Source organism: Lysobacter sp. GQ73, assembly GCF_059758755.1.
In genome coordinates, this window is the sequence record NZ_JCAXEE010000002.1 from 748163 (window position 1) to 774185 (window position 26023).

Annotated in this window: 23 protein-coding genes; 11 read left to right on the forward strand and 12 right to left on the reverse strand. The window is 70.0% G+C overall.

What is annotated here, in order from left to right:
- Window positions 1–120 precede the first annotated feature (120 nt).
- From AC6CH2_RS08095 to AC6CH2_RS08105, 3 genes are all read left to right on the forward strand, one after another.
- Window positions 121–819, forward strand: coding sequence for a response regulator (locus AC6CH2_RS08095; RefSeq protein ID WP_498268791.1), 699 nt, complete (start codon window positions 121–123; stop codon window positions 817–819).
- Window positions 820–2196: an ATP-binding protein gene (locus tag AC6CH2_RS08100; protein ID WP_498268792.1), complete on the forward strand. Its 1377-nt coding sequence runs from the start codon at window positions 820–822 to the stop codon at window positions 2194–2196. It abuts the gene before it with no gap.
- Window positions 2197–2282: 86 nt separating this feature from the next.
- A complete protein-coding gene (locus tag AC6CH2_RS08105; protein ID WP_498268793.1) occupies window positions 2283–2489 on the forward strand; it encodes a hypothetical protein in 207 nt (68 codons plus the stop codon).
- A 19-nt stretch (window positions 2490–2508) separates the two neighbouring features.
- Here AC6CH2_RS08105 and AC6CH2_RS08110 read toward each other — a convergent pair whose 3' ends face one another.
- A complete protein-coding gene (locus tag AC6CH2_RS08110; protein WP_498268794.1) occupies window positions 2509–3198 on the reverse strand; it encodes a TetR/AcrR family transcriptional regulator in 690 nt (229 codons plus the stop codon).
- Between the two features lie 763 nt (window positions 3199–3961).
- On the opposite strand from AC6CH2_RS08110, the gene AC6CH2_RS08115 reads away from it, so the two are divergent.
- The 3 genes from AC6CH2_RS08115 to AC6CH2_RS08125 all read left to right on the forward strand — a co-directional run bounded on the left by AC6CH2_RS08115 (window position 3962) and on the right by AC6CH2_RS08125 (window position 10815).
- Window positions 3962–7978 (forward strand): amino acid adenylation domain-containing protein, encoded by a 4017-nt coding sequence (locus AC6CH2_RS08115; protein ID WP_498268795.1) that lies wholly within the window; start codon window positions 3962–3964, stop codon window positions 7976–7978.
- A 10-nt stretch (window positions 7979–7988) separates the two neighbouring features.
- Entirely contained in the window at window positions 7989–9392 is a 1404-nt protein-coding gene (locus tag AC6CH2_RS08120; RefSeq protein WP_498268796.1) for a glycosyltransferase, read from the forward strand.
- A gap of 154 nt (window positions 9393–9546) precedes the next feature.
- A complete protein-coding gene (locus AC6CH2_RS08125; RefSeq protein ID WP_498268797.1) occupies window positions 9547–10815 on the forward strand; it encodes a patatin-like phospholipase family protein in 1269 nt (422 codons plus the stop codon).
- 25 nt (window positions 10816–10840) lie between these two features.
- Here the strand turns inward: AC6CH2_RS08125 and AC6CH2_RS08130 are convergent, their stop codons facing one another.
- Both AC6CH2_RS08130 and AC6CH2_RS08135 read right to left on the reverse strand, forming a co-directional pair.
- Window positions 10841–12520 carry a phosphoethanolamine transferase gene (locus AC6CH2_RS08130; protein WP_498268798.1) on the reverse strand — a complete coding sequence of 560 codons (1680 nt, stop codon included), beginning with the start codon at window positions 12518–12520 and terminating at the stop codon, window positions 10841–10843.
- Window positions 12517–13311 carry a phosphatase PAP2 family protein gene (locus AC6CH2_RS08135; protein WP_498268799.1) on the reverse strand — a complete coding sequence of 265 codons (795 nt, stop codon included), beginning with the start codon at window positions 13309–13311 and terminating at the stop codon, window positions 12517–12519. The genes AC6CH2_RS08130 and AC6CH2_RS08135 overlap by 4 nt, the downstream gene beginning before the upstream one ends.
- Window positions 13312–13716: 405 nt before the next feature.
- On the opposite strand from AC6CH2_RS08135, the gene AC6CH2_RS08140 reads away from it, so the two are divergent.
- Both AC6CH2_RS08140 and AC6CH2_RS08145 read left to right on the forward strand, forming a co-directional pair.
- Complete coding sequence (locus AC6CH2_RS08140) at window positions 13717–14424, forward strand: response regulator transcription factor (protein WP_498268800.1); 708 nt, start codon at window positions 13717–13719, stop codon at window positions 14422–14424.
- A complete protein-coding gene (locus AC6CH2_RS08145; RefSeq protein ID WP_498268801.1) occupies window positions 14408–15730 on the forward strand; it encodes a sensor histidine kinase in 1323 nt (440 codons plus the stop codon). The genes AC6CH2_RS08140 and AC6CH2_RS08145 overlap by 17 nt, the downstream gene beginning before the upstream one ends.
- A gap of 468 nt (window positions 15731–16198) precedes the next feature.
- On the opposite strand, the gene AC6CH2_RS08150 is transcribed toward AC6CH2_RS08145, so the two are convergent.
- The 4 genes from AC6CH2_RS08150 to AC6CH2_RS08165 all read right to left on the reverse strand — a co-directional run bounded on the left by AC6CH2_RS08150 (window position 16199) and on the right by AC6CH2_RS08165 (window position 19171).
- A complete protein-coding gene (locus AC6CH2_RS08150; RefSeq protein WP_498268802.1) occupies window positions 16199–17104 on the reverse strand; it encodes an EcsC family protein in 906 nt (301 codons plus the stop codon).
- 84 nt (window positions 17105–17188) lie between these two features.
- The gene (locus AC6CH2_RS08155) at window positions 17189–17590 is read right to left on the reverse strand and encodes a DUF3037 domain-containing protein (RefSeq protein WP_435395428.1); all 402 of its coding nucleotides are present in this window, start codon (window positions 17588–17590) and stop codon (window positions 17189–17191) included.
- Complete coding sequence (locus AC6CH2_RS08160) at window positions 17568–18347, reverse strand: HipA family kinase (RefSeq protein ID WP_498268803.1); 780 nt, start codon at window positions 18345–18347, stop codon at window positions 17568–17570. The genes AC6CH2_RS08155 and AC6CH2_RS08160 overlap by 23 nt, the downstream gene beginning before the upstream one ends.
- Window positions 18348–18481: 134 nt before the next feature.
- A complete protein-coding gene (locus tag AC6CH2_RS08165; RefSeq protein ID WP_498268804.1) occupies window positions 18482–19171 on the reverse strand; it encodes an FMN-dependent NADH-azoreductase in 690 nt (229 codons plus the stop codon).
- Window positions 19172–19309: 138 nt separating this feature from the next.
- Between AC6CH2_RS08165 and gcvA the strand changes: the two genes are divergently transcribed.
- Window positions 19310–20206 carry a transcriptional regulator GcvA gene (gcvA, locus tag AC6CH2_RS08170; protein ID WP_498268805.1) on the forward strand — a complete coding sequence of 299 codons (897 nt, stop codon included), beginning with the start codon at window positions 19310–19312 and terminating at the stop codon, window positions 20204–20206.
- 33 nt (window positions 20207–20239) lie between these two features.
- Here the strand turns inward: gcvA and AC6CH2_RS08175 are convergent, their stop codons facing one another.
- Entirely contained in the window at window positions 20240–20647 is a 408-nt protein-coding gene (locus tag AC6CH2_RS08175) for a tautomerase family protein (protein ID WP_498268806.1), read from the reverse strand.
- Window positions 20648–20789: 142 nt separating this feature from the next.
- Here AC6CH2_RS08175 and AC6CH2_RS08180 point away from each other — a divergent pair, with 142 nt between their 5' ends.
- Window positions 20790–21653 (forward strand): LysR family transcriptional regulator, encoded by an 864-nt coding sequence (locus AC6CH2_RS08180; RefSeq protein WP_498268807.1) that lies wholly within the window; start codon window positions 20790–20792, stop codon window positions 21651–21653.
- A gap of 213 nt (window positions 21654–21866) precedes the next feature.
- On the opposite strand, the gene ung is transcribed toward AC6CH2_RS08180, so the two are convergent.
- From ung to ftsE, 4 genes are all read right to left on the reverse strand, one after another.
- Window positions 21867–22577, reverse strand: coding sequence for a uracil-DNA glycosylase (gene ung, locus AC6CH2_RS08185; RefSeq protein WP_435395433.1), 711 nt, complete (start codon window positions 22575–22577; stop codon window positions 21867–21869).
- A complete protein-coding gene (locus AC6CH2_RS08190; protein WP_498268808.1) occupies window positions 22574–23428 on the reverse strand; it encodes a response regulator in 855 nt (284 codons plus the stop codon). The genes ung and AC6CH2_RS08190 overlap by 4 nt, the downstream gene beginning before the upstream one ends.
- Before the next feature lie 155 nt (window positions 23429–23583).
- Window positions 23584–24594, reverse strand: coding sequence for a permease-like cell division protein FtsX (gene ftsX / locus AC6CH2_RS08195; RefSeq protein ID WP_498268809.1), 1011 nt, complete (start codon window positions 24592–24594; stop codon window positions 23584–23586).
- Complete coding sequence (ftsE, locus tag AC6CH2_RS08200; RefSeq protein ID WP_435395436.1) at window positions 24591–25277, reverse strand: cell division ATP-binding protein FtsE; 687 nt, start codon at window positions 25275–25277, stop codon at window positions 24591–24593. The genes ftsX and ftsE overlap by 4 nt, the downstream gene beginning before the upstream one ends.
- 273 nt (window positions 25278–25550) lie before the next feature.
- Between ftsE and AC6CH2_RS08205 the strand changes: the two genes are divergently transcribed.
- Window positions 25551–25985 carry a hypothetical protein gene (locus tag AC6CH2_RS08205; protein ID WP_498268810.1) on the forward strand — a complete coding sequence of 145 codons (435 nt, stop codon included), beginning with the start codon at window positions 25551–25553 and terminating at the stop codon, window positions 25983–25985.
- The last annotated feature ends 38 nt before the right edge of the window (window positions 25986–26023 follow it).

The following is a 26023-nucleotide window of genomic DNA, read 5'->3' on the forward strand; positions in this document are numbered from 1 at the left end:
CGAGTCCTGTCCCGCGCCAGGCGCCGCCCGCGGCAGCCTTCCATACCAGATGTGTTTATTTGTACGGTCCCGACGACCGCCACCCGCCGGCGCTACCATGCCGGCTCGCACGAGGTGGCCATGAATAAAGTCCTGCTGATCGAGGACGACGCCCGACTGGCCGGGCTGATCTCCGAGTACCTGCAACGCTACGACTTTCAGACCTCGGTGGTGCTGCGCGGCGACCAGGCGCTGGCCGCGCTCGAGGACGATCCGCCCGATGTGATCGTGCTCGATCTGATGCTGCCCGGCATGGACGGCTTCGATGTCTGCCGCCAGATCCGCAAGCAGTCGAGCCTGCCGATCGTGATGCTGACCGCGCGCGGCGATCTGTTCGACCAGGTCACCGGCCTGGAAGTCGGCGCCGACGACTACGTGCTCAAGCCGGTCGAACCACGGCTGCTGCTGGCGCGATTGCGCGCCATCCTGCGCCGCAGCCAGGCGCGGCCGCAGCCCACCGGCTCCTCGATGCTGTCCTACGGCGGCCTGCAGATCGACCTGACCGCGCGCCAGGTGCGATGGAAGGGCCAGGAAATCGACCTCAAGACCGCCGACTACAACCTGTTCGTGATCCTGGCCCAGGCCGCCGGCCGCGTGCTCAACCGCGACGAGTTGCTGCGGCGTTGGCGCGGGATCGGCTTCGACGGCGTCGACCGCACCGTCGACGTGAGCATCTCGCGGCTGCGCCGGCATTTCGGCGACGACGCCCACGAGCCGCGCAAGATCAAGACCGTCTGGGGCCGCGGCTACCTGTTCAGTCCGATCGCCTGGGAGGACTGAATGTTCGCGATGCTGGCGCGGCTGTACCTGACCGTGGCCGGCCTGCTGTTGTGCTCGATGTTGCTGGTCCAGCAGGCCTTCCCGTATCTGTTCCCGGACCAGTACTCGCAATCGGCGCGGCACGAGTTCAGCGGCGAGCTCGCGCTGTTGCGCGAGCACCTGCGCGGCGTCGGCGTCGACGAGCTGCCCGAACGCGTGGCCGCGCTCAACCGCAACACCCCGGACCGCTACAGCGTGCTGTCGCCGGCGACGGCGCTGCGCCTGCCGCCGCGGGTGCGGGCCGAACTGGCCGCGACCGGCAGCGCCAGCGACCACGTCAGCACCGAGCACCATCACGTCTACGTCCGCCTCGACCGCGGCGACGTGGTCCAGATCAGCTACGACGAAAGCGACTTCCCGATCCGTTACATCGCCTACGTCACCGTGTTCGCGATGGTGCTGGTCGGTCTGATGATCTGGCTGCAGCCGCACTGGCGCGACCTGGAACGGCTGCGCGAAGCCGCCGCGCGTTTCGGCGACGGCGACCTCGCCGCGCGCGCGCGGCTGCCGGCGGGCTCGTCTATCCGCCAGCTGTGCGTGTACTTCAACAACATGGCCGACCAGATCGGCTGCCTGATCCAGTCGCAGCGCGACATGGTCAACGCCGCCTCGCACGAATTGCGTACGCCGATCACCCGCCTGGAGTTCGGCCTGGCCAACCTCGGCGACACCCTCGACGACCGGGTCGGCCGCGCCCGCGTGCACGCCCTGCGCTGCGACGTCGAGGAGCTCGACCTGCTGGTCGGCGAGCTGCTGACCCTGGGCATGCTGGAACGCAGCGGACCGATGCCGGCGCTGGAACGGGTCGAGCTGTCGGCGTTCCTGCGCGCCTCGACCGGCGTCTCGGCCGAGGAGCTGCGCATCCGCAGCACCCACATCGAGTGGGCGCTCGCGCCGGCCTTGAGCGAAGTGGTGGTCGATCCGCGCAGCCTCGGCCGCGCTTTCTCCAACCTGATGCGCAACGCCCTGCGCTACGCCGACGGCCGCATCCGGGTGAGCGCCGAAGCGGTCGAGCAGGGCTGGCAGTTGGTGGTCGAGGACGACGGCGTCGGCATCCCGCCGGAAGACCGTCTACGCGTGTTCGAACCCTTCTATCGCCTCGACCGCAGCCGCGACCGCGCCACCGGCGGCTTCGGTCTCGGCCTCAGCATCGTGCGCCAGGTGGTCGACCGCCACGGCGGCGAGGTCCACATCGAGCACTCGCCGCTGGGCGGCGCGCGCTTCGTGCTGCGCTTCCCCTGGCACCAGCCCGGCGAATGGCGCGGCCGCCGTCACCCCCAGCGCGAAGAATCCCCAGCCGAGTCCGCCCCTCTCGAGCAATCGTTTCATCTGCAATGAACGGAGCCCGGCGATGACCCCTTTTTCCGGCGCGGTGCGTTAGCCCATGCGCAGGCCGCCGATGACGGCGGCCGGAAGGAGTCTTCATGCATGCGGAAATGAATGCCGCCGACGACCTCGAATCGCGGGTGCTCGATCTCGCCAACCAGGCCATCGGCCATCAGGCCGGCGGCGATCGCCGCCAAGCCGTGCAATGCTGGGCGCAGGCCATCGCCCTCGCCGATGCGGGCCTGCACGACGAGGAGATCCGCGGCTGGTTGCGCAGCGGCATCGCCGACGCGCGCGCCGCCTGACCGCGGCCGTGGGCCGGGTTCAGAAGCGCGCCCACCACTGCACCGAGCGCTCGAAGTAGCCGACCAGCGTCTGCACCAGGCGCTGGCGGTCGCGCGGTTCGCCGCAGGCGATGACCCGGTCGACCGCGCTGTGCATCGCGGTGAAGAAGATCACCGCGGTCAGGCGCGGGTCCGGCGCGGCCCAGACCCGCGCGGCGATGCCGCCTTCGAGCAACTCGACCAGCTGATCGACGACCGGGTTTTCCTGCATCGCATGACGGTCGTGGCTGCGCTGGTCGTGGAAGACCACGTCGTGCAACGCGACTTGGTCCAGATAGCCGTCGACCGCGCTCTGCACCCAGGCGCGCAGCCGCGCCGGCCAGTCGTTCGGGCTGCAACGCTCCATGGCCTCGAACAGGCGGACCCGGAAGCCTTCGACGAAGCGCTGCTGCAAGGCCAGCAACAGGTGCTCGCGGCTGGCGAAGTGGTCGCGCAGCGCCGCCAGCTCCAGGCCGGCGCCGGCGGCGATGTCGGCCAGGGCGACGCGCTCGGTGCCGCGCTCGACGAACAGCCGCGCGGCGACGTCGAGCACGGCGTCGCGGCTCGGCGCGATCGCCGTGCTCGCCGTGCTCGCCGCCGTGGCAGCCTGCGCCGCGCGGTGGGGCTGCGTGCCGCGCAGCGGCGGAAAGTCCGGTCCCGGACCGGCGAACGACGGCGGCGTGGACGACATCGGCCCGAGCCTCAGATGAGAATGACTCTCATCATAGCCCAGGCCGGGGGCCCGGACCGACGGGGTCGCTTGGGGTCGCGGCATTCACCCGCGTCGCGAACGCTTGCCGCCGTGCGTCGAAGTTCGGGCGGCGCCGCCTCGGCAACTCGCCGCGCGCAGTCGCACCGATATTCGCGGGCGACAAAATCGTTGGCGAAACCGAAAACCCGCGACGCCTGCCCACCGCGCTTCGTCACAAACCGATCGTGATTCGCAACAGGCTTGCGATACCGCGCGAACAACCGATTACCCGGGATAAAAATCCAAATCCTCGCCGCGACGAGAATATTCGTGGATTCTTGTCCGCTGTAGAAAAAGCTTCACATATTCGACTTGTGATCCGGCTCTCAACGCGGTCCCCGTAAATATTCGACTTGTGATCCGTCTCTCACCGATCTCGATGGACACGGCTTGAGCGCTCAGGGATATTGATTCCCAAGCGGCAACGAGGCGTGATGCGGATAGTCGTTGTCGCAGTCACCACATAACAACTCAAGCCCGCCATCTGCGATCAGCGCAGCCAGTGATTACGGACAGGGCTCTGCCCCGGCGCCGGACGCCGCGGCGACGACGTACTTTTTGTTTCGAAACCAAACGGAGAGGGGGCCACTCGTAACGACGAGTCGGCCGCGGGATCGCGCGCGAACACAACGCGTCGTCGGGCATTGCGTCCGCCGGCCGCTGGCGGCGTGCGGCCAACGGCCGCCTCATAAGGATGCGCGCCATGAACGAATCCCACAGCCCCGCCCTGCCCCTGACCACCGCCCAGCGCGGACTGTGGGTCGGGCAGAAGATCGCCTCGGCCGAAGCCTCCATGAACATCGCCGAAGCCGTGGAGATTCTCGGCCCGGTCGATGCCGAGCAGTTCCTGCGCGCACTGCGTCAATTCACCCGCGAAGCCGATGCCACCCGGGTGCGCATCGTCGAGCACGGCGGCCTGCCGCGGCAGATCGTGCGCGACGAATACGAAAGCGACTTCCCGTATTTCGACCTCAGCCTGGAAGCCGACCCGCGCGCCGCCGCGGAGGCCTGGATGCAGGCCGAACTGGCCAAGCCGGTCGACTTCGTCCACGACCCGCTCTGGGTGGGCGCCTTGTTCAAGCTCGCCGACGACCGCTATTGCTGGTACCAGCGCGCCCACCACACCATCTACGACGGCTACAGCGGCGGGATGACGGTGCGCCGCATCAGCGAGCTGTACACCGCCTATGTCGAAGGCCGCGAGCCCGCGCCCTGCGGCTACGGCTCGCTGGCGGCGCTGGTCGAAAGCGAAGCCGCCTACCGCGGCTCCGAGCGTTTCCAGCGCGATCGCGCGTTCTGGCGCGAGCAATTGGCAGCCCTGCCCGAGGCGGTGACCCTGGCGCGGCGGCGGGTGCGAAACAACGGCGGCCTGCGCCGTGCGCGCGGCCTCCTCGACGAGGCGGCGCGCACGCGCCTGATCGAGATCGCGCGCGACTGCGGGGTCAGCCTGCCGCAAGCGCTGATCGCGCTGATCGCCGCCTATTACCACCGCGCCACCGGCGCGCACGACCTGGTGTTCGGCATGCCGGTCACCGGCCGGGTCAATCATGCCCTGCGCAGCACCCCGGGCATGGTCGCCAACGTGGTCGCGATCCGTTTGGCGATGCACCCGCGGATGACCATGCCGGAACTGTTCGCGCAGGTCTCGTGGGTGGTCAAGCAGGCGCTGCGCCATCAGCAGTACCGCTACGAGGACCTGCGCCGCGACCTCGGCCTGGTCAATCCCGACCAGCACCTGGCCTGGCTCGGCATCAACATCGAGCCCTTCGACTACGGCAGCTTCGGCGGCCATCGCGCGACCGGCCACAACCTGCACAACGGCTCGGCCGAAGACCTGACCGTGTTCGTCTACGACCGCGACGACGGCGAAGGGCTGAGCTTCGATCTCGACGCCAATCCGACCCTGTATCCGGCCGCCGAACTCGACGAGCACCGGCGCCGGCTGATGCGGCTGATCGAATCGGTCCTGGCCGATCCCTCCCTGAGCCTCGGTGCGATCGACGTACTCGGCGAGGAGGAGCGCGAACGCTTGCTGCGGGGCTGGAACGACACCGACGCGCCGCTGCCGGAAACCACCGCGCTCGAGCAGTTCGAGCAGCAGGCCGCGCGCACTCCGGACGCGGTCGCGGTGATCGCCGGCGACACCGTGCTGAGCTATCGCGAGCTCGACCAGAGCAGCAGCCGCCTCGCCCATCGCCTGATCGCACACGGCGTGCGCCCCGGCGACATCGTCGCGATCGGCCTGCCGCGCGACGAGGTCCTGATCGCGTCGCTGCTCGCGGTGTGGAAGGCCGGCGCGGCTTATCTGCCGCTCGACCCGGAAGCGCCGGCCGAACGCATCTCCCTGACCCTCGACGACGCCGCGCCGAGTCTGCTGCTGACCACGCAGCAGTTCGCCGAGGCCTTCTCCGGCCGCGCCCTGCCGGTGCTGTTCGCGCACGAGCAGGACGAGGCCTACGAGATCGACACGGCCCTCGCGCTGCCGCGCGCGCGTTTCGACGCGACTGCCTACCTGATCTACACCTCCGGCTCGACCGGTCGGCCCAAGGGCGTCGAAGTCAGCCAACGCAATCTCGCCAACTTCCTGCTCGCGACCCAGCGCCTGTTCGCGCCGACCGCGGCCGATCGGTTCCTGGCCCAGACCACGGTCGCCTTCGACATCGCCTGCTTCGAGTTGTTCCTGCCGCTCAGCGTCGGGGCGCGCATCGTCGTGACCACCGCCGAGGTGGTGCGCAATCCGCTGGCCCTCGCCCGGCTGATCGCCGAGCACGGCCTCAACTTCGTCCAGGCCACGCCGTCGCTGTGGCGGATGCTGCTGGCCAACCCCGAGGTGCGCCTGGACGGCGTGCACGCGCTGTCGACCGGCGAAGCGCTGCCGCCGGAGCTCGCCCAGCGCCTGCTTGCCGCGGCCGCGCGGGTGACCAATCTGTACGGGCCCACCGAGACCACGGTGTGGGCCAGCGCGATCGAAATCAGCGCGGCCGACATCGCCGACGGCGCGCCGCCGCCGATCGGCAGGCCGCTGTTGAACACCCGCGCCTACGTGCTCGACAGCGCCCTCAACCCGGTGCCGACCGGCAGCGTCGGCGAGCTCTACATCGGCGGCGCCTGCGTGGCCAAGGGCTATCTGGGCCGCGACGAACTGACCGCCGAGCGCTTCATCCCCGATCCGTTCGACCAGTCCTCCAGCCACCAGCAGACCGGCATGCCGGCGCGCCTGTACCGCACCGGCGACCTGACGCGCTGGCGCGACGACGGCGTCATCGAATACCTCGGCCGCGCCGACCAGCAGGTCAAGATCCGCGGCCACCGGGTCGAACTGGGCGAGATCGAAACCTTGCTCAGCGCCGAGGAAACCGTGGCCGAGGCCGCGGTCGCCCTGCACGCCGACGGCAGCGGCCCGGCCATGCTGGCCGCCTACCTGGTGCCGGCCACCGGCCTGAGCCTCGACCGCGACGGCCTGCGCCGCCGCCTTGCCGCCAAACTGCCCGAGTACATGGTGCCGAGCGTCTACGTCGAACTCGCGGCCTTGCCGCTGACCCCGAGCGGCAAGCTCGACCGCAAGGCGCTGGCGCCGCCGGAGCGCAGCCGCCAGGCCGTCTACGCCGCGCCGCGCAGCGACATCGAACGCAAGCTGGTGGCGCTGTGGCAGCAGATCTTCGGGCTCGAACGGGTCGGCATCCACGACAACTTCTTCGAGCTCGGCGGCGATTCGCTGACCGCGGCCGAACTGGTCGCCGCGTTCCCGCAGCACTTCGGCAGCGAGCTGTCGCTCGGCGCCCTGTTCGAGGGCTCGACCATCGCCGGCCTGGCCGCCTACCTGGAACGCAGCGGCGGCGAGAACGACCCGCTCGGCGCGCTGCTGTCGCTGCGCCCGTCGGACCGCGAGCGGCCGCTGTTCTGCATTCACCCGGTCACCGGCTTCAGTTGGTCCTACGCCGGCATGCTGCGCCACCTCGACGAGGCCTTGCCGGTGTATGCGCTGCAGTCGCGGGGCCTGCGCGGCGGCGGCGCCCTGCCCGGCAGCATCGAAGAGATCGCCGCCGACTACATCGCGCAGATGCGCCGGGTCCAGCCGCAGGGGCCGTACCGGTTGCTCGGCTGGTCGCTCGGCGGCCTGATCGGGCACGCCATCGCCGCGCAGCTGCAGCAGACCGGCGAACGGGTCGAACTGCTGGCGATGATGGATTCGTATCCGTTCGTGGCCGACGCCCACGAGAGCCAGAGCGAAGCGCAGCAAGCGCTGGCGGTGCTCAAGTTCCTCGGTTTCCATCACCGCATCCGCGACAACCCGCCGCAGGACATGCGCAGCCTGGCCGACCTGCTGTGCCGCGAGTACGAGGTGTTCTCGATCCCGCTGGTGCAGGAAATCATGAAGGCCGACGCGCGCCTGATCGAGAACGTCACCGCGGTCACCCGCAACAACCTGATGCTGGCGCGGCGCTACCGGCCGGCGCCGATCGAGACCGACGTGGTGTTCTTCAACGCCGGGCTCAAGGAGCACGTCGACCTGGACGGCCTGCTGCACTACCACGCCGCCGCCTGGCAGCCCTACATCGGCGGGCGCATCGAGATCCACGACATCGACTGCCACCACCAGTCGATGCTCGAACCGCGCGCGGCCGCGCACATCGCCCGCGTGCTGCGCGAGCGGCTGGCGTCGCGGCCGCTGCCCTCGCCCCCACCGACGCCGGCCGCGCTCGCGGTCGCGTATTCGTAAGGAGACGCCCATGTCCGCCGCCATCGTCATCTTCACCGTCGGCACCCAAGGCGACGCGCGTCCCTGCGTCGCCCTCGGGGTGGCCCTGCGCCAGGCCGGCCACCGGGTGCGCATCGTCACCAGCGACAACTTCGCCGGCATGGTGCGCGAGGCCGGGCTGGAGTTCTTCGCCCTCAGCGCCGACTTCAGCGATCTGCTGACCAACAACCCCGAGACCGTCGACAAGGCGCTCAACCCCTTGTTCCTGGTCAAGCACACGCGCGAGAAATTCGCCTCGATGGCCGCGACCTGGGTGCGCGAAACGCGCCCGGCCTGCGAAGGCGCGGCTTTGCTGATCGGCAACGGCATCGCCACCCAACTGGCGAAAGCGCTCGGCGAGGCCGAGGGCATCGCCTTCGTGCAAGCGCAGTTGCAGCCGTTCACTCCGTCGCGCGAACTCTCGCCGCTGGCGTTCTGGTCGAAGGCGCGCTTCCCCGGCGCGATCAACCTGGGCCTGTACCAACTGATGAAGCTGTTGGCCTGGTACACGCTCAAGCCCGCGGTCAACGACGTGATCCGGCCGCAGCTCGGCCTGCCGCGCTATCCCTGGTACGGCCCGTACTTCGAGCGCGATCGCCTGCGCAAACGCGTGCTGTACGGCTACAGCCGGCACATCCTGCCGCGACCGAGCGACTGGCCGCAGGAGGCGCGGGTCACCGGCGGCTGGTTCCTCGACCAGGCGCAGGCCTGGCAACCGCCGCCGGCCCTGCAGGACTTCCTCGACGAAGGCGACCCGCCGATCTACATCGGCTTCGGCAGTATGCTGGCCAACAACGCCGAGGGCTTCACCCAGACCGTGCTCGAGGCCGCGCGCCTGAGCGGCCGCCGCGCGGTGCTCGCGACCGGCTGGGGCGGCCTGCGCGGCGAGCCCGGGCGCCGCGACGAGCGCACCTACGTGATCGACAACGCGCCTCACGACTGGCTGTTCCCGCGCATGGCCCTGGCCGTGCACCATGGCGGTGCCGGCACCACCGCGGCGGCCGCGCGCGCCGGCATCCCCTCGGTGTTCGTGCCGTTCTTCGGCGACCAACCGTTCTGGGCGCGGCGCATGCACGAACTGGGCGCCGCGCCGCCGGCCCTGGACCGGGTGACGGTAACCGCGGCGCAGATGGCGCAGGCGATCGCCGCCGGCCTGCAGGCGCCGATGGTGCAGGCGGCCTCGCAGCTCGGCCAACGCATCCGCGCCGAAGAAGGCGGAGCGACCGCGGTGCGCGCGCTGGCCGAATGGGGCTTGCTGCCGGACTTGGCCGGCCCCGACCTGACTCAGCCTGACCCGCCTCGGCCCGGCCTGTCTCGGCATGACCTGTCCGCTGAGGCCGCCGCGGCGCCGGCCGCGCCGATGCGTGCGCCGGCCGCCCAGACACTGGAAGCCTGAGCCGCGCCGCCGCGACCGACGCGGGCAGAGGCAAACACCAGGGACGAGGCGCATCGCAAGGCGCCCGTCCCAACACCGCAGACGCTCGCCGGCGACAATATCCGGCTGAACGCGCGATGCTCCCGTCGCGTCTCGAACCGGCGAGGCCGCCTCCATGAAAAGCACCGATGTCGAACTCGAACGGCTGCGCGTGCGCCGCGAAGCGCGCCGAGCCGCGCTCGCCGCCGACACGCGCGGCGCCGGCGAACGCGAAGGCCGGGCCGTCTGCCTGTCCGGCGGCGGCTATCGCGCCGCGCTGTTCCATCTCGGCGCCCTGTTGCGCCTGCACGAGAGCGGGCTGCTCGCCGGCGTGAGCTTGTTCAGCTCGGTCTCCGGCGGCAGCATCGTCTCGGCCTGGCTGGCCTGTCGCTACCTCGACACCCGCCTCGACGGCGAAGCCTTCGCCGCCTGGAGCGACCGCATCGATTTTCGCGCGGTCGTGGTCGAACCGTTCCGCGAGGTCGTCGCCCGCGACCTGCGCACCGTGCCGGTGCTGGCCACCTTCGCCCACAACTGGCTGTGGCCCTCGCACCGGATCGGCCTGCTCGAACGCCGCTATACCGCGATCTTCGGCGAACGCACCCTCGATCAGTTGCCCGAGTCGCCGGCCTTCGTGTTCTGCGCCACCGACCTGACCTTCGGGGTCAACTGGGAGTTCTCGCGGCGCCGGGTCGGCGACTACCTGGCCGGTTATCTGCGCGATGGCGCGCGACGCGTCCGGCTGGCCTGCGCGGTGGCCGCGTCCTCGTCGTTTCCGCCGGTGTTCGGCCCGGTCCGCTTCGACACCGAACCCGGCGACTACCAGCACGGCCACTATCGCGGCGACGACGGCGAAGAACTGCGCGGGCGCATCGAGCTCAGCGACGGCGGCGTTTACGACAACCTGGCCACCGAGCCGGCGATGCGCCGCTATCGCGAAGTGCTGGTGTCCGACGGCGGCGGACCGTTCGCGTTCGAGAGCCGGCGTTGGTGGCTGCAACGGCTGCTGCGCTACACCCAGGTGGTCGGCAATCAGGCCGAGGCGCTGCGCAAGCGACTGTTCTTCGGCCAGGCCGAAAGCGGCTCGCTGATCGGCATGTACTGGGGCTTGAACGGCTCCCGCGACGAAGGCGCCGACGGCTACGGCCCGGGTCTGGTGCGCGAGGTGATCGGCCAGTTCCGCACCGATCTCGACCGTTTCCTCGCGCCCGAGTTCGAGGTGCTGGTCAACCACGGTTACTTCGCCGCGGTCGACGCGATGTGGCGGCAGAACGGCTGGCATCCCGACAGCACCCAGAGCGCCCAATGGCCGTATCCGCAGCGCGCCGACGAGAGCGAAGTCCGGCGCCTGTTGCGCTACAGCCACCGGCGCGTGCTGCACCGGCGCTGGTGGGGCGCGAGCTGAGCGCGTCGGCGCGGGCCGTGCCGTCTCAATCCGTCGCGGTCGCGCTCGCGCCCGGCACGCACGGCGCGAACAGGTCCAGTTCCTTGCGATAGACGCCGGTCTCGACCTGCATCAGGCCGAGCACCGAGTGGAACAGGTTGTCCTGGCTGGCCGGCAGCCGCGATTCCCGGCGCAGGCATTGCAGGTCGACGCCGCGCGCGGCGCTGAACCCCGGCGACAGCCACATCACCATCGGCACCCGGGTCTGGGTCTGCGGCGCGATCGCATATGGCACGCCATGCAGGTACAGCCCGTTCTCGCCGAGCGACTCGCCGTGGTCGGACAGATAGATCAGCGCGGTGTCGCGACTCGCATCGCCGGCCAGGTAGCGGATGGTGCGGGCGAGGAATTCGTCGGTGGCCAGGACCGCGTTGTCGTAGGCATTGACGATCTCCTCGCGGCTGCAGCGCCCCAGCTCGTTGGTGTCGCAGGTCGGGGTGTAGCGGCGCAGGCGCTCGGGGTAGCGGCGGAAATAGCTCGGCCCGTGATTGCCGAGCTGGTGCAGCACCACCACCGCGTCGCCGCCGCGCCGGTCGAGGCGCTCGCGCAGGCCGCGCAGCATGACCTCGTCGAAACAGCGCTCGGCATCGCAGAAGGCCGGATCGCGGTCGTGCTCGAACGACTCGAACGCCAGGCCCGTGCAGACGTTCTTGCACCCGGTCTGGTTGTCGCGCCACAGGGTCTGGATGCCGGCGTATTCGAGCACGTTGAGCAGCGATTGCGAACCTTCGATGCGGCGCTTGTCGTAGTGCTCGCGCCCGTACGGCGAGAACATGCACGGCACCGAGACCTCGGTGCTGCTGCCGCAGGCGGTCATGTCGGAAAAATTGACCGGCTGGATCCGCGCCAGCTCCGGCGTGGTCTGGCGCCGGTAGCCGTTGAGGCCCCAGTTCTGCGCGCGCACGGTTTCGCCGACCACCAGCACCAGCAGCCGCGGCTTGGCTCCGGGCGGGCGCGCGACGACGCGCGCATCGGTGCCGACCGGCTCGCGGCCGCGCGCCCGCGAGGCCGAGTCGTCGAACGCGACCCGCGCCAGCGAAACCAGATAATTCGCCGGGGTCACCAGGTGGCGGATTTCCTTGTGATTGCGCATCAGCGCCGAGACGTCCTGGAACGACAGCATCAGCGCCAGCACGCTGACCGCGAGCGCGGCCGACAGCGTGCCCACGCGGACCAGCACGGCGCGGCCCAGCGGGCGCGGCGTGAGCTTCACCCGCCACAGCAGCAGCGACGGCAGCACCCCGTACAACAGCATCGGCAGGATCAGGCCGGCACTGAGCAATTCGCCGGACTCCTTGCCGTCGGACTGCAGCACGTTGCGGATCATGCCGGTGTCGAGGTACACGCCGTACTGGCTCATGAAATGCGCGGCGGCGGCGGTGACCAGCAACAGCGCCGTCAGCAGCGGCTTCACCGTCCAGCGATTCAACAACAGCCCGAGCAGCAGCAGGGTGATCGCGACGATCGCCACGAACATGCAGGCGGCGACCCGGGCGCCGTCGCCGGCGCCGAGCGCGCCGGCGGCCGAGGCCGCGCGCCAGAACGCGCCGTTGGCGAACACCGCGAAGAACAGGCTCGCGACCAGGGCGATGGTCTCGACGCTGGCCTGCGGGCGATAGCCGAACCAGGCCGGCCAGCGCAGCCGCACATGAACGATCGCATTCATCGACCGGCGCTCGGCGACGGCGGCAAGGCGACGGCGGCCGGCGCGGCGCGGCGCAGCGGCGCCATCGCCAGGTACGACCCCAGCGCCGCCGACCAGGCGATGGCGAGGGTCCACAGGTCGTGCGAGAGGAAATGCGCGCCGCGCAGCTGTTGCGAGACGCCGAACAGCAGGCCCAGGACGAGGCCGACCGACAGCCCGAACCAGCGCCATCGCGGCTGCACACACGACAGGAAGAAATACAGGGCGACCCAGGCATAGCCGGCGCTGGCGTGGCCGGCCGGAAAGCAGCGCCCGCGGCCGGAACCCGGCGGACGCTGCGAGAACAGGCCGAAGAATTCGTCGGCCCCGCCGTAGCGGCGCAGGTCCCAGGGGCAGTCGACGGCGGTGAGCGACTTCAGCGCCGAGACCAGCGCGATCGCCAGCACGGTCGAGAGCAGCAGATACGCCAGCGGGCGTCGCCACTCGCTCAGGCCCGGGCGCAGACGCGCGACGAGCCACAGTGCGAGCACGCCGAACCAGGCGGCGGTGCTGGCGTCGCGGCCGAAGCGATGGATCAGCCGCTCGGTCAGGTCGGCGTTCTGCAGCGCCCAGCGCCCGCCTTGCCAGGCGTAGAGGCGATCGGCGAGCCAGAAGTCGCCGCCGCTCATCGCCCAGGCGGTGACCGCGCACCAGACCAGCAGCGGCGCGACGAAGTGGCTGCGCAGGAACGGGTTGCGCAGGAGTAGGAAATACGATGACTGGGGCGGCGAAGAAGGCCCGGAGCGGGCGAGGGAATAGGCGGAATCGTTCATCGACGGCGGCGGGCTCGCAAGGCGGCGAAGGCGTCCCGCAATGGGATCGACCGGACCGGCGGCGATCATCGAAGCGCCGCTGTCGGAGAGCGGTCGGAGCCAGGTTCGCGCTTCGTTAAAGGGCAGACGGTCGCGCCGCCGCGGCCGACAGCGTTCAGCTGCCGGCGTGGATCGCGGCGCGACTTCGACGCGGGCTGCGAGGGGGCACGGCCGCGCTCCGACATCGTTCCGACGCGAGTCGGGCGATGCTGGCGGTTTACTGCGGGCGAACGTAACCGCCCGCGCTCATGGCCCCATCGTCCCTAAAGGCTCCAAACCCGCTTCAAACCGGCCCCTGAGCGGCCCGGCCGGCCCGAATCGGGCACTATCGCAACTAGCCGCGAACCGCGGCGGGAGACTCGGCGCATGCGCCTGTTGGTGGTGGAAGACAATCGCAGCCTGGTCGCCAACCTCTTCGATTATTTCGAGGCGCGCGGCTACACCCTGGATGCCGCGCCCGACGGCCCGACCGGCCTGCACCTGGCGGTGACCCAACACTACGACGCGATCGTGCTGGACTGGATGCTGCCGCGCCTGGACGGGCGCGAGGTGCTGCGCTGCCTGCGCGAGGAAGCCGGTTCGGACGTACCGGTGCTGATGCTGACCGCGCGCGACGAACTGCCCGACAAGATCGCCGGCTTCCGCGCCGGCGCCGACGACTATTTGACCAAACCCTTCGCCCTGCCCGAACTCGAAGTGCGGCTGGAAGCGCTGACGGCGCGCGCCGCCGGCCGCAACCGCAGCAAAGTGCTGCAACTGGCCGACCTCAAGCTCGACCTGACCACCCTGGAGGTCAGCCGCGACGGACGCGCCCTGCACCTGTATCCGGCTTGCCGCAAGTTGCTCGAAGTGCTGATGCAGTCGAGCCCGGCCGCGGTCACCCGCGAACGCCTCGAACACGCCTTGTGGGGCGACAGCCCGCCCGACGGCGACATGCTGCGCTCGCATATCTACGAACTGCGCCGCGCCGTCGATGGGCCCTATCCGGTCAAGCTGATCCAGACCCTGCCGCGGGTCGGCTATCGGATCGCCGTACCGGCCGCGGAGCGCGACCGCGATGACCACGCCGGCTGACTCCGGCGCCGGTTCCGCCCGCGACGCCGCCGGCGCGCGCGGCGGGTTCCGTTCGAGCCTGCAGCGCCGCATCCTGCTCGGCGTGCTCGGCTATACCGCCTTGCTGTCGGTCGCGGTGGTGGTGCAGGGCTTCGTCGTCAACGAGCACGCCGAGCACCTGGTGTGGACCTCGCTGCTGGATTCCGAGCTCGATCACTTCATCGAGCGCCGCCAAGTCGATCCCGATTACCGCTGGATCGACACCGAGTCGCTGCAGCTCTACGACAGTCGCGGCGCGCGGCCGATCCCCGCCGGCCTGCAAGCGCTCGGCCCCGGCGTGCACGACGACATCCTGGTCGACGGCACCGAACGCGTGGTGATGGTGCGCGAGGTCGACGGCGCGCGCCTGACCCTGTCGCTCGACATCACCGACATGGAGCACAGCGAGTTCGACATGGCGCTGACCATCGCCGGCGCCGCGATCACCACCCTGTTGCTGTTGGCCGTGATGATCGGCTGGGGCGTGCACCGACTGGTCCGCCCGCTCAGCCACATGGCCCAGCGCATCGGCGGCCTGCAGCCCGACCGCGCCGGCCAGCGTGTCGAAGTGCCGGAAGCGGCGAGTTCGGAACTGGTGGTGATCGCCGATGCGGTCAACGACTACCTCGAACGCAACGACCGTTTCGTCGAGCGCGAACGCGCCTTCATCGACAGCGCCAGCCACGAGCTGCGCACGCCGATCGCGGTGATCGCCGGCTCGACCGAGCTCGCGCTGGAACACCGCGAATTGCCGCCGGGCGCGCGCCTGCAACTCGAACGGATCCGCCGCACCGCCCGCGACGTCGAGCAGCTGATCTCCTTGCTGTTGACCCTGGCCAAGGACCCGCAGCGCCTGGCCGCGAGCGCCGACCGCGTCGCCCTGGACCAGTTGCTGCCGGAGATCGTCGAAGACCATCGCCACCTGACCCGCGACAAGGACCTCAGCCTGGCGCTGGCGCCGCTGCCGCATTGCGAGATCGTCGCGCCGCTGCCGATCGTGCAGGCGGCGATCGGCAATCTGCTGCGCAACGCCATCGAGAACAGCGACCGCGGCGAAATCGCGATTCGCCTGTCCGCGGACGCGACCGTGATCATCGAAGATCCGGGCCACGGCATGACCCCGGAAGAAATCAGCGCGATCTATGCGCGGGTCGCACGCGGCGGCCGCGGAGGCGGCGGCATCGGCCTGGACCTGATCTCGCGCCTGTGCGAACACCTGGGCTGGAGCCTGCGTTTCGACGCGGCCGAACGCGGCACGCGCACGACCCTGAGCCTGCGTTCCGATTGAGGCAGCCGCGCGGCGATCGGCGGTTCGCTGCCGGGCTCGGGGAAGTGGCAAGTAGGAACTAGGAACGAGCAACTAGTGCTCGTTCCTCCCATCATTCGTTACTCACTACTAGTTACTAGCCGTTACGCCGCACCGGCCAGTCCGCGGTCGCGGCTTGCGCCGCTCCTACCTGGAGCGGCGGGAGGTGCCGCCGCACGCCGGCTCTCGCCGATGCGAAGGCCCGCAACCTGTCATCCCGCGCAGGCGGGGATCGAGGGCTTTCGTGCGAGAACGCTTGAGGCCTTTGGATCCCCGCCTGCGCGGGGATGACGGGCGGACGGGTAATGCCGCTCGCTGCCAGCTCCTCACTGCTCGCTATTGGCTACTCACTCCAGCTACCAACTACCCACCACTAGTCACTAGTCACTAGCTGCTGTTGCTAGTTGCTAACTACTCGTTACTCGTTACTCACAATCAACCGTCAGCCGCTCAGCCGCCCTCGGCGTCCTCCGCGCGCGGCGCCGGCAAGGCCCGTGGCGGCGACGCCGGCGCCGACAGCGTCGGGTCGGTGCGCTGGCGTTCGTAGGCGCGGGCGACTTCGGCGTGGCCGTATTTGCGTTCCAGGCGCTTGACTATGAAATGCCCGCGCGCCATGTCCTGGTAGTGATTGGTGAACAGCATGTTCATCGTCGCCGCGGTGGCCGCGCCGATCACCGGCACCAGCTGCGCCGCGGTCTTCTCGCCGACCACCACGCCGAAGCGGGTGGCGACGACGTCGACCAGCTTGCTCATCCAGGCCGTGGCCTGTTTCTTGGCGTAGGCATGGGTGGCGTGCTGGGCGCCGCGCCGGCCGGCCAGTCCGGCCAGTTCCAGCCGGCCGACTTCGGCCAGCGCGGTACGCACGGCGTAATAGCCGGACGCGGACGCATCGTCCTCGTCGCTGCCGCCGCCGAAGGCGAACACTTCCACGCATGCGGCCTGCACTTCGGGATCGGATAGCGAAAAGCCCTCGCTGCGGGCGATGTCGGCGACCGCGCGCATCATCACCACGGTCGACACCGGCAGCTCCGCGGCCAGCCCGGCGGCGCCGAAGAAACCGCCGACCGCCCCGACCGCGCCGGCGACCAGCTTGTGGCTCTTGGTCGAGGAGGCCTTGGTCGGCTCGTCCTTGACCGTCCACAGCGCCGCCGCGGCGGCCTTGTGCAGGGCGCCGTGGACGATGTTCTGGATCCTGCGGCTGACGAAGCCGGGCAGTTTCGACATGCCGAACTCGATCGGCGCGCCGACGAAGGCGGTCATGCGCGCGGTGATCGACGGGGTTTCCAGCAGCGCCACCGCGCGCTTGAGGTCGGCGGCGTCGCCGGCGTGCTCGAAGATTTCCTGGCCCTGCTCCATTCGCTCTGGCTCCGTTGCGTTAGTCGCGCTCTGGCGAACATAGGGGCGCCGGCGACGGGCAACAAGCCCGCGCCGGCGCGGGGTTCATTCGCGCGGCGGGATCGGCCGCACCATGCGCGTCAGCAGATGCTCGACGATCTGCCCAGGCTCCAGGCAGCGGCCGGTGTGCACCGGCGACATCTGGATGATCGAGCTGCGTTTGGCGGTGAGCCAGTGGAAGCGCGCGCGCACCGGCAACTGGCCGATCGGACCGGCGTCGCGGCCGCCGCGGCAGATCCGTTCGATCGCCTGCAGATGCAGGCGCACCGCGTCGATGTCGACGCCGGGGTCGAGCGCGCGCAGGCGCGTCTCGTCGAGTTCGATCCCGGCGACCAGCAGGCTCGAGCCCGGGCACGAGACCAGCACGCCGACGTTGACGAATTCTTCGCGTTCGACCCGCGGCACCACGCGGATCACCGCATAGTCATAGGGAGAGCGAGCGGGCATGGAGCGCCTCCTCCACGAACGCGCGCGGCGCCTGCACGCGGCGGTTCAGATAATCGGCATAGGCCTGGCGGTGCGCGGCGGCGTCGGCAAAGCCCGGCTCGTCGGCCAGCCAGTCGTCGGGCACCAGCTCGACGATGGAGCGCACCAGTTCGGGCGTGACCGCCGCGGCCATCGCCGCATCGACCTGGGCGATGGCGTTGGCGAACGGCAGCAGCACGTGATCCTTGATCGGGACGAAGCGGCTGCCCGCGGCATTGCCGGCGTTGGCCCAGTCGTGGTGGAAGTACAGCGCGGCGCCGTGGTCGATCAGGGTCAGGCGGCGATGCCACAGCAGCATGTTGGTGTTGCGCGCGGTGCGGTCGACGTTGGTGACGAAGGCGTCGAACCAGACGATGCGCGAGGCCATCTGGTCGTTCGGGCGGTCGACCAGCGGGTCGTAGTTGACCGAACCGGGCAGGTAATCGACGGCGAGGTTGAGACCCTCGCTGGCGCGGATCAGGTGCTGGATCTCCGGATCGGGCTCGGTGCGGGCCATGTCGGGGTCGAGCTCGATCAGCACGATCTCCGGCACCGGCAGCTCCAGCCGGCGGGCGAGTTCGCCGGCCACGATCTCGGCGACCAGGGCCTTGCGGCCCTGGCCGGCGCCGCGGAACTTCATCACATACAGGCCATCGTCGTCGGCTTCGACCACGGCCGGCAGCGAGCCGCCCTCGCGCAGCGGGGTGACGTAGCGGGTGGCGCAGACGGTCCTTAACACGGACGTTCCATTGCGGCGGGCTCGGCGGTGACGGGCGATCGCGGCGATTCGCGATCAGGCCGCTCACCTTAGGTCGAGCGAGGCCAAAAGCAAACTCCGCGGCATGGATTCGCCACGCGACCGGCTTCGACGTCTCAAGCCGCCTTGCGCGCTTCGCCCTGCGACAACCGCTCGACCAGGGCGTCGACCTCGGCTTCGGCGCTCTCGATCGAGCGGCGCAGCTCCTCGCCGCCGAACTCGTCGTACTCGATCGCGACGCCGTGCGCCTCGGTGATGCCGAGGTAGCGCATCGGCGTCAGCACCGAGGGTTCGACGTGGTTGATCGACTCCAGCCGTTCGCCCTTGCCGTAACCGTAGTCGCCGCGCGAGCTGAGCAGGACCAGGCGCTTGCCGGCGTCGGCGAGCATCGGCCAGTACGGCTCGCCCTCGCGCGAGCGGTCGAAGCCGAAGGTGCGGCCGACCCGCACGACGTTGTCGATCCAGGCCTTGAGCGGGGCCGGTACGCCGAAGTTGTACATCGGCACGCCGATCACGATCAGGTCGGCGGCGATCAACTCGTCGATCAGGGCGTCGCTTTCGGCCAGCACCTCGTGCATCCAGTCCTCGCGCCGGGCGAGCGGGGTGAAGGCGGCATGGATCCAGCGACCGCTGACCGGGGTCGGCGGGGCCACGCCGACATCGCGCTGGACGATCGCGTCGTCGGGATGGCGCTCGCGCCAGCGGCGCACGAAGCGGGCACTGAGGCGGCGGCTGTGCGAGCCGTGGGCCTCGCGGTCGGAGGCATGGGGACGGGCGCTGGAATCGATGTGCAGGAGTCGGGTCATGGCGGTTCTCGCGACGGGCCCATGGATGAGCCCTGATCATGTTCAGGCCGGGATGGCGCTGGCTTCCGCCATGTTGATCCGGCTTTCCAAACCCGACAAACTCCGATTACTCAGCCGATAGGAGAATTCTCTTCACCCATGTCCGGACGCCGCCTGCCCCCGCTCGGCTCTCTGCGCGCGTTCGAGGCGGCCGCGCGCCTGCACAGCTTCAAGCGCGCCGCCGAAGAGCTGTCGGTCACCCCGACCGCGGTCAGCCACCAGATCCGCGCGCTGGAAGCGCAGATCGGCGTGCGCCTGTTCGAGCGCCAGACCCGGCGGGTGGCGCTGACTGCCGAGGCGGCCGCGCTGTATCCGGTGCTGCGCGACGGCTTCGACGCCTTCGCCGAGGCCCTGGCCGCGATCGCCGCGCGACGGCAACGGCGCGCGCTTACCGTGTCGGCGCCGCTGTCGTTCACCGCCAAATGGCTGGTGCCGCGAGTGGCCTCGTTTCGCGCCGCCTACCCCGACCTCGACTTGCGCCTGCACGCCTCCGACGACCCGGTCGACCTGCACGGCGGCGTCGCCGACGCGGCGATCCGCTACGGCCGCGGGCCTTATCCGGGCCTGATCGCCGAACCGCTGATCGGCAACCGCTTCGCTCCGGTGTGCAGCCCGCGCCTGGAGGTGCGAGGCCCGGAGGACCTGCGCACGCAGTCCTTGCTGCATTCGGAGTGGCGCCATCCGACCGAGGACACGCCGACCTGGCAGACCTGGTGCGCACGCGCCGGCCTGACCGGGCTCGATGTCGAGGCGGGCCTGCGCTTCACCGACGAAAGCCATGCGATCCAGGCGGCGATCGCCGGCCACGGCGTCGCCCTGCTGAGCCTGGCGTTGGTCGCCGACGACCTCGCCGCCGGCAGCCTGGTGCAGCCGTTCGGCCCGGTGCTGGACGGCTATCCGCATTGGTTCGTGCGGCCAGACACCCCGCCGAGCGCAGAGGTGCTGGCGCTGCGCGACTGGCTGCGCAGCCAGGCGGAAGGCGCGGCCGCGGGCTGAACCGGCAGTCTAGGCAGCCGACGCATCCGCGCTTCAGGCGGCGGCGATCCGTGCCGCCTGATAACGCTGCTCCTGGGTCAGGCCGCCGTAACCGTAGGCGGCCGCACGCGCATCGACGACGTGGATATAGGACGTCTCGTGGACCTCGCCGATCAATGCCGACAACGCCGCATGCATCGCTTGCATGTATCGCGCCTTCTCGGCCTTGGTATTGGTCTCGTCGGTGATGCTGATGTCGAGGTGATAGGCGTTGCGTCCCCACTGCGCCAGCGAACGGCCGTCGATGAACCAGTGCGGGCGGTCGACGTAGTGGATCGCGACCGCGACCAGTTCGCGCGGCTTGCCTAGGATCTCCACGGTGAGGTCGGCGACGATCGCCGCGGCGCGGCGGCTGAGTTCGGCGTCGGGGGCGCCGGAGAGTTGCAGGTTGATGTGCGGCATGGGCTGGGTCCTGTGTGAGGGGCCGAAGTCGGCGGGGTGGATGGGCACAGCCTAGGCTTGCGTCATCCATCGGAATAGCGGGAAGATCCGGCCGTATCCATCGGATCGGCCGATGGCACAGGATCGCCAAAGACGGATCGCCATGAGCATGCTCGACCTCGAACAGTTGAAGGCCTTCGTCGCGGTCGCCGAGGCCGGCAGCATTTCCGGCGGCGCCGAACGCGTGTTCCGCTCGCAGTCGGCGGTCAGCGAGCAGATCCAGAAACTCGAACGCGCCGCCGACACCGCCTTGCTGCTGCGCTCGCGCCACGGCGTCGTGCCGACCCCGGCCGGCGAACGCCTGATCGGCCACGCGCGGCAGATCCTGGCGCTCGGCGAACTGGCCCTGCACGACGTGCGCCGCGAACTGCGCCGCACCGAGGTGCGACTGGCGATCAGCGATTATTTCCGCCCCGACGACATCGCCGGCGTGTTGCGCCACCTCGCCCGCCATTGCCCGCAGTTGCAATTGCAGGTGACGATGGGCCAGAGCGCGGCGCTGGCGCAGGCCCATGCCGAGGGCTCGTTCGACCTGGCGCTGACGATGGAGGTCGAATCGGCCTCGCGCCCGCGCCGGCGCGCGAGCCACGGCGAGTTGCGGCGCGAGCCGCTGGCCTGGGCGGCGGCGATCGGATTGGATCTGCGCCATGAGACGAGCCTGCCGCTGGTGCTGCTGCCGCCGAGCTGCAGCCTGCACCAGACCGCCTTGCGCGCGCTGCAGCGGCAGCGCGTGGCCCATCGCATCGCTCACCTCGGCAGCGGCGTGACCGGCGTACAGGCCGCCTTGCGCGCGGGGCTCGGCCTGGGCTGCCTTAACGCCTCGGCGATCGGCGAGGGCCTGATGATCGCGCGTTCGAACCGGCTGCCGCCTTTGCCGTCCTGCGTGTTCCGCCTGTTGCCGCCGCCGGCCGATGCGAACCCGGCCCTGCGCGAAGCCGGCGAGGCCTTGCGGGCTTATTTCGGATGAATGAAGGCCTCTGCTTCCACGGTAGGAGCGGCGCAAGCCGCGACCGCGAAACATCGGGTCGCGGCGAAACCATCGCGGAGCGCAACGCGACAACACGCACAGACATCGCCATACGCCGCACACCGCATGGGGCGGTCGCGGCTCGCGCCGCTCCTACCCTAAGCCTTCCGCGCTTAGGCGCTTAGGCGCTTAGGCGCTTAGGCGCTTAGGCGCTTAGGCGGTCAGAGCATCGCGCGGCGGCAGGGTCCAGTCGATCGGGGCCTGGCCGCGGCGCGCGAGGTACTCGTTGGCGGCGGAGAAATGCCCGCAGCCCATGAAGCCGCGGTGCGCCGACAGGGGCGAGGGGTGCGGCGCCTTCAGCACGCGATGGCGGCCGGCGTCGATCACCTTGCCCTTGGCCTGGGCGTAGCTGCCCCAGAGCAGGAACACCAGGCCGTCGCGCTCGCGGTTGAGGGTGTCGACGACGTGGTCGGTGAAGCCTTCCCAGCCCTTGCCCTGGTGCGCGCCGGCGCGGCCTTCCTCGACCGTCAGCACCGCATTGAGCAGCAGCACGCCGCGCCGCGCCCACGGCAGCAGGCAGCCATGATCGGGCCGGGCGATGCCGAGGTCGCGCTGGATTTCCTTGAAGATGTTGTCGAGCGACGGCGGCACCGGCACGCCGGGCTGGACCGAGAAGCACAACCCGTGCGCCTGGCCGTAGCCGTGGTACGGGTCCTGGCCGAGGACGACGACTTTGACCTGGTCGAACGGGGTGGCGTCGAAGGCCGAGAAAATCTGCGGGCCGGGCGGGAAGATGCGCGCGCCAGCCGCCTTGCGCTCGCGCAGGAAGCGCGACAGCGACTGCATGTCCTCGCGCGCGAACCAGTCGCCGACGCGGGCTTTCCAGGAGGCTTCGAGCCTGGGCTCGCGGTCGGCGTCGCTCATGCCGGCAGCGCCGCCGACTCGGACAGCCGCGACAGGCGCAACTGGAACAGGGTCTTGGTCACCAGCAGGCGCTCCTCGATCGGCTTGAGCACGAGGTCGTTGGCGCCGGCGCGCAGCAGCTCGCTCTGGTTGTCGCGGTTGGCGTCGCCGGTCATCACCAGCACCGGCAGGCGGCGCTTGCCGTATGCGAAATCGTTGCGCAACTTGGCGAGCAGATCCTTGCCGCCCAGCTCGCCCTTCAGATACACGTCGGTCAGCACCAGGTCGGCGCCGGCATCGCCGCCGGCCGCGCCGCTGGCGCGATGCGCCTCGAGATGCTCCAGCGCTTCCTCGACACCGATGAAGTGCAATACCTGCAGGGCGTGGCGCTCGAGCATGCGCTTGGTCGCGACCGCGACCACCCGGCTGTCTTCGACGTAGAGCACGCGCGCGCCGGGAATCGGCTGCGGCTGCACATAGCCGCGGATGAACTCGGCCAGCGCGTTCGGGCCGAGCGCCTTGTCGAAATAATCGGTGACGTCTTCGGTGAAGCGGCGCGCCTCCAGGTGCGCCTGGGCGTCGCCGGAAACCACGATCACCGGCACGTAGGCCTGCGCCGCGGCTTCGCGCACCGCGCGCGCCAGGGCGATGCCGTCGCCGTCGGGCAGGACCAGGGCAGTGGTGACGAGGTCGACCTCGCCGTGGTCGAGGGCGACGCGCGCCTCGATGATGCTGCCGCATTGGACGATGCGGGTGTTCGGCAGCTCGCGCATCAGGACATCGGCGATGAGCTTGCGGACCAGCTTGGAGCCGTCGACCACCATCACCCGCGGCGCGGTGTTTTCGAAGTGACGAAGATTCTGGCTTTGCATATCAGGAGCGGTACCGTGTCGGCGACGCAGGGCCGACGCCCAAAGGGGCATCGACGCCAAGCGCACAGGCGGGGGAACCCGATTCTAGGCGGAAGCGGCCGCCGAATCCGAGTCTCAGGCGACATCCTGACAACCGCGCGACGACGCGCGGCCGCTCAGCCTTGGCCGGAGCGGCTCTGGCGCAGGTAATGGCCGGTCACGAAACCGGCGCCGAGCCAGCCCAGCGCGGCCGCGCCGGCCAGGATCGCCAGGGCCTGCGCCAGGTCGAAGCCCTGCAGCTCGAAATGGCTGCCGTAACTGGTCGCGAGGGCGGCCAGCGGTTCGCGCAGAGTGCGGTCGGCTGCGGTCAGCAAGGCCAGCGCGACCGCGCCGGCGGCCAGGCCGTAGCAGGCGCCCAGGTACAGGAACGGCCGGCGGATGAAACCGTCGGTGGCGCCGAGCAATTGCAGCACCCCGATCTCCTCGCGCCGCGACTGGATGTCCAGGCGCACGGTGTTGCCGACCACCAGCAAGGCGCCCAGACCCAGCATCGCCGCGAGCAGCCAGGCCAGGCGGATGCCGAACCGCAGCCAGCCGTCGAGGCGCTGGCGCCAGCCGGCGTCGTGCTGAACCAGGTCGGTCTCGGCCAGAGCGCCGAGCGATTCGGCCAGAGCCAGCTCGTCGCCCTTCGGCGTGACCAGCAACAGGCTCGGCAAGGGATTGCCTTCGATCGCGCTGAGGCTGTCGCCGAGGCCGCTCTTCTCGCGCAGATCGGCCAGACCCTGTTCCGGCGTGCGCAGTTCGACCGCGCCGACCTCGGGCCGCGCGCGCAGCTCCTCGGCCAGGGCGCGGGCGCGTTCGAGCTCGATCTCGGGCTTGAGGAACAGGCTGATCTGGCGCGACTGCTGCACTTCGCCGGCGAAGCGTTCGATGTTGCTCAGCGCCGCCCACAGGCCGAGCGGCAGAGCCAGCGCCACGGCCATTACCCCGATCGTCAGCAAAGCCGCCCAGGGCTTGCTCAGCAGGCGGCCGACGCTGGCGACCAGGCTGTACAGATGGTGGTCGAACCACACCCCGAGCCGCGACTGCACCGCCGACTCGACCGCGAGGTCGTCGTCGCGCGAGGCCGGGGCTTCGATGCCGGGAGACGTCTCGCGGGGAGACTCTTGAGTCGGAAAGGAACTCATTCGGCCAGGTCCTCGGGCGCGATGTCGTCGACCAGGCGGCCCTGGTTGAGCACCAGCACGCGCTTCTTCATGCGCTTGACCAGCGCCAGGTCGTGGCTGGCGACGAGCACGCTGGTGCCGCGCTCGGGCAGGGACTGGAACAGGGTCATGATTTCCGCCGACAGGGTCGGGTCGAGGTTGCCGGTGGGTTCGTCGGCGACCAACAACCGCGGCTCGCCGATGATCGCCCGGGCGATGCCCACGCGTTGCTGCTCCCCGGCCGACAGCTCGCCCGGCAGAGCCGAAGCGCGCGCGCCCAGGCCGACCTTCTCCAGGGTCATGCGCACGCGTCGGCCGATGTCGGCGCGGCGCAGGCCGCGCAACAACAGGGGCAGGGCGACGTTGTCGGCGACGCTGCGGTCGGCGAGCAGGCGATGGTCCTGGAACACCACGCCGATCTCGCGCCGGTGCAGGGCCACGCGGCGGCCGCCGACCTTGAGCAGGTTGCGCTCGCCGAACAACACCGCGCCGCGGCTCGGGCGTTCGCTGAGATGGATGAGCTTGAGCAGGGTGCTCTTGCCGGCGCCGGAGTGACCGGTGACGAACAGCATCTCGCCCGGCGCCACCTCGAAGCTGACTTCGCTGAGGGCCTCGTGCCCGCTGCTGTAGCGTTTGCTGACGTTGTCGAAGCGCAATACGGTCATGGCCGGAAGTATCGCAGAGCGAATCGCCGGAGACATCACGTTTCGGCCCGGGCGTTTGGCCTATGTTCGCGCTGCGGTCGTCGCGCGGCATCGACGACGCATCGACGGCACCGACCGGCTCCCAGGCCGGCCGGCGCAGCACGACCGCAACGGGCCGGTGCTTACCCGCCCGCGCCACGCCTTGCAGCACCTTGATCGTCCGACACCCGCAAGCACCGCCGCCGGCCTCGAGGGCCGGCGCGGACCGTCGTCGACTCTTCAAGGAGCATTCTCATGCAAACGACCAAGGCGCAGTTGACCCTCGCCCTGCTCGCTCTCGGCCTGTACGCCGGTCACGCCGGCGCCGAGCAGTACGACCCGCCGCTCAACGTGGCCACCCTGGCCTGTCCGGCCGGTTCGACCGGCTACGGCAACGCCCGCTTCATCGTGTTTCCCTCGTTCGGCAGCGCACCGCCGAACTGGCGATTGACGATCTGGTGCAGCGCCGGCGGCAGCGGCCGCCGCGGCCATTTCGAACCCGGCAGCAGCGGCGTGTTCACCACCTGGCCGTACGCCGGCGGCGCCTTCGGCGTCGGCTGGCCGCCGTCGCCGAGCTACGGCAATCAGCTGCAGTCGCTCGATATCGACAACGACGGCGATCTCGACGTGTTCCAACTCGTCGAGACCTCGGCCAATACCTGGTCGGTGTTCGTCAGCAAGGCGCTGTGACGAAAGCTCGCGCGAACCTCGTCGAGGCGACGAGGTCG